Here is an 11336-nt window from a genome sequence, read left to right on the forward strand (position 1 = left end):
GCGAGGCATTTTATCGATATTCTCTAAAAATGACAATAGCTATGAAGAGGCTTCTAGCAATATCAAAAAAAGCTACACTAAAGGAATATTTGATTCCACAGCGTAGCTTTTTGTTATTAATCTTGCCATTCCAAAATCCCATTTAAATCCTTATAGATGACATTCGGAAGGAGGTTTAAGCCTTCAACTGGTAAACGATTTCGATTGATCCATGCCGTTTGAAATCCGAAATGTTTAGCACCAGAAATGTCCCATCCATTTGAGGACATAAACAGAACTTCTTTTTTATCTACCTGAAGTATGTCCAAACAGTGTTGGTAAGCGGATGTAGTTGGTTTGTAGTGCTTAACTTCATCCACGCTAATAATATGGTCAAATTTATCTTTTATTCTCGAGTTATTGATAAGTGGATCTAACATATCATGGGATCCATTAGAAAACACCGCCAAGGTCATGTCTTGTACTTGAGTGATCACATTTTCAACCTCTGGGAAAAGCGATAATGTTAAATAGGATCTTAATAAATCATCTTGCTGTTGTTTTGTTATAATTTCATTTTGTTCTTCAACAGCATATTTAAGTGAATCCCGGGTCACATTGTAGAAGGTATCGTAATCATTCATGAGCTCCTTTAGAAAGGAATATTCAATTTGCTTTTCTCTCCAAGTACTACTTATTGCGTCCCCTTTACCTGGAAAGTATAAATTACACTTTTCCTTAATAGAATGAACATCAAATAACGTTCCATAGACATCAAATACAAACGCTTTAACTGCTGTCATACGTTCACTCCTTGTAAAAAAATACTGAACTCTACCTTTATATTTTCCTATTCACATGCTATTCTTGTCCACTTTTGTGCTTTTTCAAACAGCTTAACACAGTATACTATAAAAAATGACTCAGAAGGAGGTGGCTCCTTCTGAGTCGATAGCTATCTATTAATAATTAAAGTAAGATGCACCTACGATGATTAGCAAGATGAATAGAACAACGATTAGGGCGAATCCGCCGCCACTGTTTCCTACTCCGTATCCAGCGCCATAACCATATCCAGCACCGTATCCAGCACCGTAACCATATCCATATCCTAGATTGTTATAGCCATATCCGCCAAAGCAACTCATTAATAAATTCCTCCTTTTTTCTTGATACATTAATAACCTATGAAATATGCAGAAAATAGTTTGGGATAAATGTCTAGATCAAGAGAAAATGGGCAGGAGTCCAATCAACTATGTTAATGGAAAGTTTGTAAGATGATCTTACTAACAAAAGGAAGGATACGTGTATCAATGCTATAGTTTAGAAGCAGCATAGTTACTGGAAATTTTTTTACTCCTTTTAATGTGTAGGAAGCCCCCTATGCAAATAACGAAAAAGCCAAAATAGATGATATATATTTTGGCTTTTTCGTGTATGGTATTTTATTTTAATTCTGTCTTAAACAATTCTGAGTCTTTCTATTCCACGATCCCAAGTGATTTCAATCCGTTGAATATACCTCCATCATCGACAGCTGTCGTTCTGTGTTTTGCATACTGAAATAGCTCTGGGTTAGCGTTTCCCATTGCAAAGCTATTACCTACGAATTGAAGCATTTGCTTATCATTCATTCCATCCCCAAATGCGATTGCTTCTTTTGGATCAATAGTTAACATTTCAAGAATGTCTTTTATTGCTTTGCCTTTATTTACATTCTCTCTAATAACATCATAGTTATCCTCTAATCCTTTTACGTTTACTTGAGAAAAGTAAATATCTTCACCTTCCATTTGATAAAGTGTGGGTTCATGCTCTTTCACATTCATAACGGTGATCCCTAAAATCTTATCAAGGATATTATCGGAAAATAATACATTTTCACGTAAATCGAAATAGGAGATAAACTTTTCCACATGGGGATTGTCAAAGGATGTAAAAGCATTTTTGTTTTTTGTATATAAGACCATTTCATGATTGTTCTGTTTGGCAACATCTAAGTAGTGTTGTATTGTTTGTGGATTAAGTGGCTCATTAACAATAGCTTTGCCTTTATATACTGCGTAAGCGCCATTATAACCAATAAAAGAATCGACTTGTAATTCCTCGGCGATTTCATATACTTCATGGAGTGGCCGCCCCGTAGCGAGAAATACCTCAATATTCTTTTTTTGCACCTGTTCAACAGCTTTTTTAGTAGAGTCTTCAATTGTGTGATCAGCTTTTAAGATCGTCCCATCGATGTCTAAAAATAACGCTTTGAAATTTGTCATATTTATCTCCTTTAAAATGGATTACCTTAGTTAATTATTAATAATAACTAAATAGTATCATAAATAAAGTCTGAGGTTAATCTTTCAAGGGACAATCACTTATATAACCAATCCTCGTTGGAAAAACTATGACTAACTGTAAACAAGAAGGAGAATGACTAGTGATTCCAAGAGAAAAAGAATTTGTTGTAATTGGATTAGGGCGTTTCGGCGGAAACCTATGTAAGGAGTTAGCTGATGCAGGTGTGCAGGTACTTGCAATTGATAAAAATCCTGAGAGGGTGCAGGCCTACCATTCGATCGTTAGTCATGCAGTGGAGCTGGATGCGATCGATGAGGAGTCGTTACGATCGATTGGAATCACTAATTTTGATTGTGTGGTAGTCAGTATTGGGGAAGATATTCAATCTAGTATATTAATTACATTAATTTTAAAGGAAATCGGTATTAATCAGGTTTGGGTGAAGGCACGAAATGAAGCGCACCAAAAAGTGCTAGAGAAAATTGGTGCAGATCGGATCATCCATCCAGAAAGAGATATGGCAAGAAGAATTGCGCATCACATTGGATCAGATAAGGTTACAGATTACATCGAAATTTCCAAGGATTACAGTATTGTGGAGATTATCGCAAGTGATAAGCTTTCAGGAAAAACGTTAGCAGAGATCGATGCAGAGGATGGATTCCATTGTTCCATTGTAGCTATTAAAAAAAGTGAAGAGAACATTGTTATTTTACCGAAGCAAACGACGGTTGTTGATAATAAGGATATTCTAGTCACAATTGGAAAAAACACAGATCTCGATCGATTTGAAGAAAAGAGAGTTTAAATAGATAAACAGGCCAAAGAATGAGAGCTAGCCTATAGCTAGTTCTCATTCTTTGGTTAATTGTTGTAGTATTTCCTCAATGGCGTATGCTACTCCATTTTCCCTATTTGATTTGGTTACAAAGTTGCAGGCTGCTTTAATTGCTTCATCTGCATTTCCCATTGCGACACTATGCCCAACCATTTTTAACATACTAAGGTCATTATAGCTATCTCCTAAGGCCATAACATCCTTCATTTCAATGCTGTGCAGATTAGCAAATTGTTCTAGTGCAAGGCCCTTCTGTGCATAAGGATGATTGAATTCGAGGTTATCAAAGCCTGATGAAGTAATAATCAAGTCTGATTCATTCGCCAACCTTTGATTGATTCGATCTGTTTTTTCCTTTGAATAGGAAAAAGCCAATATTTTGTATACTTCGATTTGATCGTTGGTAAAGAGAGTATCAAAGTTCTCAGTAAATCTGAATTGTTCATCCTGGAAACGTTTTTCGGCAAACTCTTTTATTTCGGCAGATTCTAGCTCTGGGTTAGCGCTTCTCATGATATCCATCATGACACGGATAAAGCTTTCACGATCTTTCGAATAAATTCCTTCATTCGTATAAACCTCAAAATAAAGTCCGTCTTTTTCACATTCAGCTTGTATTTTTTCACATACGTCTGAATTTAAAGGTACACTTCTAATAATTTCACTTATAGATGTATAAGTCCGTGCACCATTCATGCAAATAACAGGGCACACTAAACCAGCATCTTGTAAAGGCTTTTGGGCTGCTTCATAAGATCTTCCGGTCGCAACAACTACAAGAATGCCCTGAGATTGTGCTTTTCTAATGGCAGCCAGATTCTCTGGGCTAATTTGATGGTGTTCATTTAAAAGGGTTCCGTCTAAGTCAGTTGCAATAAGCTTCATTATGGCTCTCCTCTTTTATCCATTCTTTAAAATAACAAAGTTAATTCTAACAAAATTTACAATGAAAAGCATGAAGAACACGTTAAGATTAGATAAATTTAGGGTACTTGGTGACTAGACTTTCACAAAATATAGTCAAAAAGACACAAGCATCCTGACGAGGCTTGTGTCTACATAATTAAAAATTTAACTTTTCTATTTTTTCACCACTTGTTTCTTCGTAGCCTTTCATGTACTTGATTCTACGTTGCGCAGAAGAAGCGTTCACTTGTTCATCGGCATGATAAGATGAACGAACAAGCGGACCTGCTTCACAGTGTGAAAATCCTTTGCTTAGAGCTATTTCTTTTAGTTCTTCGAATTCATCTGGGTGGTAGTATCGCTCCACCTTCAAATGCTTCTTTGTTGGTTGTAAGTATTGGCCGATCGTGACGATATCGACGTTATTAGCTCTTAAATCGTCCATTGCTTCAATTAGTTCTTCCTTCGTCTCACCAAGCCCAACCATGATACTAGATTTAGTTGGTGTAGTAGGAGCTATTTCTTTGACACGACGAAGTAATTCTAGTGAACGATCGTACATAGCGATTGCACGAACACGTTTGGTCAAGCGGCGAACGGTTTCAATGTTATGGTTGAATATGTCTGGTTTGCCGTCCATTAAAGTATGAAGACTTTCATAATCACCTTTCATGTCACTTGGAAGAATCTCAACGGTACATCCAGGAACACGTTCACGGATTTGGCGAACTGTTTCAGCGAAGACAGCAGCACCACCATCCTTCAGATCATCACGTGCAACAGCAGTAACAACCACGTGCTTTAATCCCATGATTTCAACAGATTCTGCCACACGCTTAGGCTCTCCCCAGTCTAGTTCATTAGGTAAGCCAGTTTTAACTGCACAAAAGCGGCAGCCACGTGTGCAAGTGTCACCTAAAATCATAAATGTTGCTGTTTTACGCTCACTCCAACATTCATGTATATTTGGGCAGCGAGCTTCTTCACAAACCGTGTTTAGCTTTTTGTCACGCATTAAATTTTTTAAACGATTATATGACTTATTTGTGTTTATCTTTATTTTAAGCCATTCCGGTTTACGTAAATGTTCTTCATTTTTTGCCAAAAGAGACACACTCCTAACGTGAGAAATTCCATTGATTAGATTTGTATTTATTTTCAGCGAGGTCCTGCACTTCTTGTTGCTGCTCAGGAGAAAGATGGAAAGGTTCTAAGTTGATATCAAGTCCTCGTTCGAAACCAGTTTTAAAAGCTGCTCTAGCTTCCTTAAATGTCACAACCTTGTTTGAAACTTCATTAATCGCAACTGCTTTATCATCGAATGCTCGTCTAGCTCGTTCTTTGACACGATCGTTTGGGTAGACAAATAGGTCAAACAATTTTACTTTATCCACATGAATAGGAATAGAGCCGTGTTGAAGAATGACGCCTTTTTGACGAGTTTGCGCACTACCAGCCGCTTTTTTTCCTTCTACAATTAACTCATACCAAGATGGCTCCTCAAAGCACACAGCTGAATCTGTTGTTTGTAGCTTTCCTTCTGGAATGGCGAATTCTGCTTGAATGTTAAGCTCTTTAAATCCTTCCAACAAGCCATTGGAGATTACTAAATAGGCATCTTTTATGGATTTGGGCATTTTTTTGTGTTCTTCTGATACGATAACACTATATGTAAGTTCTTGATCATGTAGTACAGCGCGACCACCAGTTTGTCTTCTGACTAATTCGATGCCGTAATTGTTTACGCCATCCATATCAATCTTTCCCTTAACTTTCTGAAAATATCCTACTGATAGTCCTGCGGGTGCCCAACTATAAAAGCGAATAACCGGTGGAATTAGACCTTTACTATGCCAATTTAAAAGCGCTTCATCCATCGCCATATTATAGGCTGGGTGGCAGGGTCCAGAATCTACAAAGTACCATGTTTCGGTCATTTAAGTTCCTTCCTTCTTTACTTTTATAATCCTACATTACTTGTTCATGTTAACAACCGTTAATTTGAAATGTCAAAAAATTTGAATTTCTTACTGTGTTATTTATAATAGGAAAAGTTAGACGAGATTACTAAAACAGTGCTAATATGTGTACCATCCCCTATGTTACGTTATTTTTATTACATTTTCTACTGTTTTTAGTAATCTGTTATAAAAAAATATATATAAGTACTATAACAGTTAGTTGGTCTGCTACATCGTATTAATACAAGGTACAGCTAGTTAATAATTATAGATTGGACAATGGAACTATCGAAAAATAAATGTGATAAAGGAGTCAACATATTATGAGAACGATCCATAGCAACATCGTACAATTTCGGGGCACGCACTATGATTTTGGTTTTGAGCAAGGGATAGAAATCAAAGATTCCCTTACTGTAAAAAACAGGGTAAAACAATGGAAAGTTAGAAAGCCTAGGTTTAGCGTGACAGAACAAGAGGTAAAGGATGCTATTGTAAGATTTGCTCCAGGAATCTGGGAAGAACTACTTGGTCTAAGAGATGCATTAGAGTGGCCAATGGAGCAAGTATTAATGGAATTTGGTGGGTATCGATTGGATTATGTACGTTCAGGCTGTTCGATCGTTACAGGAGACAACTACTTGATAAGAAATTATGATTATCATCCTAAAACATATGAGGGACGCTACGTATTTTTCCAACCTACGGATCAGGGCTATGCCATGTTAGGACCGAGCCAACGGGTAACTGGAAGAATGGACGGAATGAATGAGAAGGGGTTGGTAATTGGTTATAATTTCATGCATAGAAAAAAACCTGGGGATGGTTTTATCTGTTGTATGATTGGACGATTACTATTAGAATCTTGTGCTACTGTTACGGAAGCGGTTGTCATGTTAAAGGAGATTCCTCATCGTCACTCCTTTAGTTATACAGTATTTGATAAGAGTGGAAAGACCTTTGTTGTCGAGACATCACCGCGTGGGGTTGAAGTTCGAGAGTCGACGGTTTGTACGAATCATTTTGAAATCATGACAAACGAAAACCGTAACTATCTTGTAGATTCCTATAGGAGAATGGATATCATACAAGGGCAAAAGCACTCCCTGAAAGATGCAAATCAGGCATTTCGTTTATTAAATGATTCAGATAAGGGGATTTTTTCTGACGAGTACCGAAATTGGGCTGGGACTATCCATACGTCGGCTTATATACCAGAAAGGTTGGAAGCATGGATTGCTTTAGGGGGCGACCAGGAACCTACCATCTTTGATTTTGAAAGTTGGGTTGCAGGACAGGACCTGAAAAAGGACCAGATTACTGGAGAAGTGGATACAGATATCCATTTCGTTCATATGGATGAAAATGCAACGTGGTTGAGAAAAGACAAAGTATAGGGCTTGGCTAGGTATTTTTATGTAGATTGGGGTCTTTATTGTGGCAAGTTTAAATCAACAATTTTTATATTCCATTTTAATTATTGCAATAGGCTACATACTGAAGCGGAGTCATATTATTAAAGAAAAAGATGGGGAAGGGCTAGCTAGAATCATCTTTAATATAACATTACCTGGTTTAATTATTGTGACGTTTAGTGATATTGTATTTGAATCATCCTTATTATTATTGATTATTGCGGGAGTAGTGTATGGCTTAGTTTCTGGCTTTATTGGATTGTGGGTTTTTCGTAATCAAGGTAGGTACAATAAAGGAATGCTTGGGATGATGGTACCAGGATTTAATATTGGTTTATTCGCATATCCATTGGTGGATGGGATATGGGGGCAGGAAGGACTAAAGTATTTTGGTATGTTTGATGTAGGGAATGCTTTCATTGTCTTCGGGTTTAGTTACCTTATTGGAAGCTATTATTCCGGTGAACAGGTGAAGTTAAATTTTAGAATGGTTGCTGGTAAGTTATCAAAGTCTTTACCATTATTAACCTATATTATAATCTGTGCATTGAACATATCGGGACTTAAACTCCCAGGTCTTGTATTAGAGGTTTCTGATATTATTTCAAAAGCTAATATGCCATTATCATTACTATTATTAGGTATCTATTTGAACTTTACCTTTGAAAAAGGCTACGGAAAATATATTGTAAAATTTTTACTAACGAAATATGGACTTGGATTGATAGTTGGATTAGCGTTATTTTTCTTACTTCCATTTGAAGATATGTTTCGCTATACACTCCTAATAGGTTTGATATTGCCCACCGCTGTTTCGGTACTACCTTATTCTGTAGAATTTGGCTATGATCAAAAGTTCGTTGGAACAGTATCTAATATGACCATTATTATTAGTTTTTTGTTGGTATGGGCGATAACGAATATTATTCTTTAGGTAATGTGGGGGGCAAAATCCCCCACATAACATATTTACTAACGTCGATTTTGTACAAGATCAATGGTGCCTAAAACAACGTGTGCAAGGCCAAATCCGAAAACAGTATTTGCAACCATTTTATTAGTACCTTGCTTTTGTTTTAGCGCATATCCTGTTGCTGTTACGGCAGTACCTAAAGCAGTTGGGATCATACCTTCGCGGACATCCATTCTTGATTCCTCCCATCAAAGTTAGCAAACAGTGTATCCAAAATAGAATACGAAATTATTATCTGCGGTGTACTAGCTAATTATGCTGTTTCTCTAAAATTTGATGGAATTAATTTGTGCTATTCATTCGAATACCTCGTTCTAAAGCTTATCTTACTATGGCTATGGCACGGTGAAAATAATGAAAAAGAACACTAGGCAGAGCTTGACCATCGACATTTTGCATTTTGTTAAAATACGAAAGAGACTATCCTGTTAGCGAGATAGTCTCTTTCGTATTATGAATATTAGTTTAATAAACGCGTTCCACTTTACTAGCAGCTACTGCAGCATCAAGGGCCTGCTTCATATCAGCTAGCAAATCATCTACATTTTCTAATCCTACTGATAAACGTAGTAGGCCGTCTGTTATACCTCGTTTTGCTCTTTCCTCTTTAGGCATTGCTGCATGGGACATCGTTGCAGGGTAGGATAGAATAGTTTCAACCGCCCCTAAGCTTACAGCAAATACGGGAATACGGATATTCTCAACGAAAGCCTTAGCTGCTTCACGATCAGGCAAACGGAAAGACAAAAGTGCTCCACCGCTTGTTGATTGGCTATTATGAATGTCAAAGCCAGGGTGTGAGGCAAGACCAGGGTAATAAACAGCTTCTACTATTTCTTGCTGATCTAAGTAAGTAGCAATCTTTTCAGCAGATTTACTTGACTCATTGAGGCGGGCTTTCATCGTTTTTATCCCTTGTATTAACAAGAAGGAATCCTGTGCCCCTAGTATTGACCCAAATGTGTTTTGAACAAAAGCGAGTTCATCACCAAGTTCAGGATCTTTCGTTATTGCTAAACCTGCGATAATATCACTATGTCCTGACAAAAATTTGGTTGCACTGTGCAGCACAATATCTACACCTAGTTCAAGTGGTCGTTGATAAAGTGGCGTCATAAATGTGTTATCAAGAAACGTGAAACAATCATTAGCCTTCGCAAGCTCTACGACACCTTTAATATCTGTAATTTTTAACAAGGGATTTGATGGAGTTTCCATGTAAATAAGCTTTGTATTGGACTGAATAGCTTTTTCTAGTTCTTTCAGGTCAGTCATGTCAACAAAAGTATGCTCGATATTAAATTTGCCGAGGATTTTTGTTACAAAACGGAACGTACCACCATACACGTCATTGGTAACAACTACATGATCACCAGCAGAAAGTAACATAAAGGCGGACGTAATGGCAGCCATTCCGGATGCGAAGGCAAACCCGCGTGTACCACCTTCAAGGTCTGCAACAGATTTTTCTAAAGCATCCCTAGTTGGGTTACCTGATCTACTGTAATCATATGTACCTAAAGTATCGAAATTTTCCTGATGATAGGTGGAGGATAAATAGATAGGCACATTAACAGCACCCGTTTTATCTCCTGTTACTTCTTTACTAGAAGCGCCATGTACTAATCTTGTTTCCAGGTTATCCTGTGCGTTACTACTCATTGGACTTCCTCCTTCTTCTCTATAATGGCAAAGGTTTGTTTCAGGTCATCGATTAAGTCTTCTGCATGTTCAATTCCTACAGAGAAACGAAGAAGTCGATTACATACTCCACGGCGAATGCGTTCTTCTTCTGGGATATCAGCATGTGTTTGTGTTGCCGGATAGGTAATGAAGCTTTCCACGCCACCAAGGCTCTCCGCAAAGGATATGACCTGTAAATTCTCAAGTAAGGTCGGCACCCAGGCACTTTCTCTTAAACGGAACGAGATCATCCCACCCTTACCCGGATAAAGTACATCCGTAACATACGGGTGTTCTTCTAAGAAAGCTGCTAATAATTTGGCATTCTCTTGTTGCTTATCTAACCTTAAAGGTAACGTTTTTAGACCTCTAATTAGCAATAGACAATCAAAAGGAGAAAGGACTGCACCAGATGCATTATGGATATAGCCGAGTCGCTCACAAAGTTCTTTCCCTTTTGCAACAACTAGCCCAGCAAGTACATCATTATGACCACCAATATATTTGGTTGCACTATGAATGACAATATCTGCTCCAAGTGTTATCGGTTGTTGGAGATAAGGAGTTAAAAATGTATTATCAACAATTAATAACAAGTTATGTTTCTTAGCTATTGTGCTAATTTCTTGAATATCTATTTCCTGTAATAATGGGTTGGTAGGTGTTTCGATGAAAATAGCTTTTGCATTTTCTGAAATGATTGCTTCCACATCTGTTAAGTCTGTATAAACAGGGTTAATACCGTAAGCATCTGAATAGTGCTCTAATAATCGATATGTTCCGCCGTAAATGTCCTCGGCAACAATAATCTCATCTCCAGAGCGGAATAGTGAGAAAATTAATTGAATGGCAGCCATTCCAGAACTACAAGCATATCCTTGATCACCTTGTTCTAACTCAGCGATTCCTTCTTCAATAATTTTACGTGTTGGATTTCCTGTCCGTGTGTAATCATATCCAGTTGATTTTCCTAATCCTTCATGCTGATAGGCAGTGGATAAGTAAAGCGGTGGGTTAACTGCACCTGTTGCTTTATCTTTTTTGTTGCCTAATTGCGCTAAAATTGTTTCTATTCTATTATTTTTCATCATAAATCATCTCCCAGTTCTCTCTGTCTTTTAAGTAATTATTAGGTGATTCAGTTTTAATCATGTCGCTTTTTTCATACTTTGCCTGCTTTTATAATGTCGTAGTTGAGATAAAATACGTAATAACTTCTATAAAACCTTTGGAAACTGCTTGAACTCGTTCCGGCAGAATACTTCGCTTTCCGTGGGCACGGC

General features: G+C 37.4%; 12 protein-coding genes. 3 read left to right on the top strand and 9 right to left on the bottom strand.

Annotation, left to right across the window (positions count from 1 at the left end; translation table 11 throughout):
- Positions 1-116: 116 nt before the first annotated feature.
- The 3 genes from H7K77_RS02365 to H7K77_RS02375 form a co-directional block, all read right to left on the bottom strand.
- Positions 117-782, bottom strand: a complete 666-nt coding sequence (locus H7K77_RS02365) for a haloacid dehalogenase type II (RefSeq protein ID WP_186576103.1) — start codon at positions 780-782, stop codon at positions 117-119.
- Between the two features lie 159 nt (positions 783-941).
- Positions 942-1127: a YjcZ family sporulation protein gene (locus H7K77_RS02370; RefSeq protein WP_186576104.1), complete on the bottom strand. Its 186-nt coding sequence runs from the start codon at positions 1125-1127 to the stop codon at positions 942-944.
- Positions 1128-1463: 336 nt separating this feature from the next.
- Complete coding sequence (locus H7K77_RS02375) at positions 1464-2255, bottom strand: HAD family hydrolase (protein ID WP_186576105.1); 792 nt, start codon at positions 2253-2255, stop codon at positions 1464-1466.
- 161 nt (positions 2256-2416) lie between these two features.
- Here H7K77_RS02375 and H7K77_RS02380 point away from each other — a divergent pair, with 161 nt between their 5' ends.
- Positions 2417-3085 carry a potassium channel family protein gene (locus H7K77_RS02380; protein WP_328701004.1) on the top strand — a complete coding sequence of 223 codons (669 nt, stop codon included), beginning with the start codon at positions 2417-2419 and terminating at the stop codon, positions 3083-3085.
- Between the two features lie 45 nt (positions 3086-3130).
- On the opposite strand, the gene H7K77_RS02385 is transcribed toward H7K77_RS02380, so the two are convergent.
- From H7K77_RS02385 to H7K77_RS02395, 3 genes are all read right to left on the bottom strand, one after another.
- Entirely contained in the window at positions 3131-4000 is an 870-nt protein-coding gene (locus H7K77_RS02385; protein WP_186576106.1) for a Cof-type HAD-IIB family hydrolase, read from the bottom strand.
- 178 nt (positions 4001-4178) lie between these two features.
- Positions 4179-5126: a lipoyl synthase gene (lipA, locus tag H7K77_RS02390; RefSeq protein ID WP_186576107.1), complete on the bottom strand. Its 948-nt coding sequence runs from the start codon at positions 5124-5126 to the stop codon at positions 4179-4181.
- A gap of 13 nt (positions 5127-5139) precedes the next feature.
- On the bottom strand, positions 5140-5958 hold the full coding sequence (locus H7K77_RS02395; RefSeq protein ID WP_186576108.1) for a lipoate--protein ligase family protein: 819 nt from the start codon (positions 5956-5958) through the stop codon (positions 5140-5142).
- Positions 5959-6305: 347 nt separating this feature from the next.
- Between H7K77_RS02395 and H7K77_RS02400 the strand changes: the two genes are divergently transcribed.
- Both H7K77_RS02400 and H7K77_RS02405 read left to right on the top strand, forming a co-directional pair.
- Positions 6306-7379: a C45 family autoproteolytic acyltransferase/hydolase gene (locus H7K77_RS02400; protein ID WP_186576109.1), complete on the top strand. Its 1074-nt coding sequence runs from the start codon at positions 6306-6308 to the stop codon at positions 7377-7379.
- Positions 7380-7419: 40 nt separating this feature from the next.
- Positions 7420-8331: an AEC family transporter gene (locus H7K77_RS02405; protein ID WP_186576110.1), complete on the top strand. Its 912-nt coding sequence runs from the start codon at positions 7420-7422 to the stop codon at positions 8329-8331.
- A 38-nt stretch (positions 8332-8369) separates the two neighbouring features.
- Here the strand turns inward: H7K77_RS02405 and H7K77_RS02410 are convergent, their stop codons facing one another.
- From H7K77_RS02410 to H7K77_RS02420, 3 genes are all read right to left on the bottom strand, one after another.
- Complete coding sequence (locus H7K77_RS02410; RefSeq protein ID WP_186576111.1) at positions 8370-8543, bottom strand: asparagine synthase; 174 nt, start codon at positions 8541-8543, stop codon at positions 8370-8372.
- A 292-nt stretch (positions 8544-8835) separates the two neighbouring features.
- A complete protein-coding gene (gene metC / locus H7K77_RS02415; RefSeq protein ID WP_186576112.1) occupies positions 8836-10032 on the bottom strand; it encodes a cystathionine beta-lyase in 1197 nt (398 codons plus the stop codon).
- Complete coding sequence (locus H7K77_RS02420) at positions 10029-11141, bottom strand: methionine biosynthesis PLP-dependent protein (RefSeq protein ID WP_186576131.1); 1113 nt, start codon at positions 11139-11141, stop codon at positions 10029-10031. Before H7K77_RS02420 ends, metC begins: the two co-directional genes overlap by 4 nt.
- Between the last annotated feature and the right edge of the window lie 195 nt (positions 11142-11336).

The sequence above is a fragment of the Aquibacillus kalidii genome (assembly GCF_014280935.1).
GTDB lineage: Bacteria > Bacillota > Bacilli > Bacillales > Amphibacillaceae > Aquibacillus_D > Aquibacillus_D kalidii.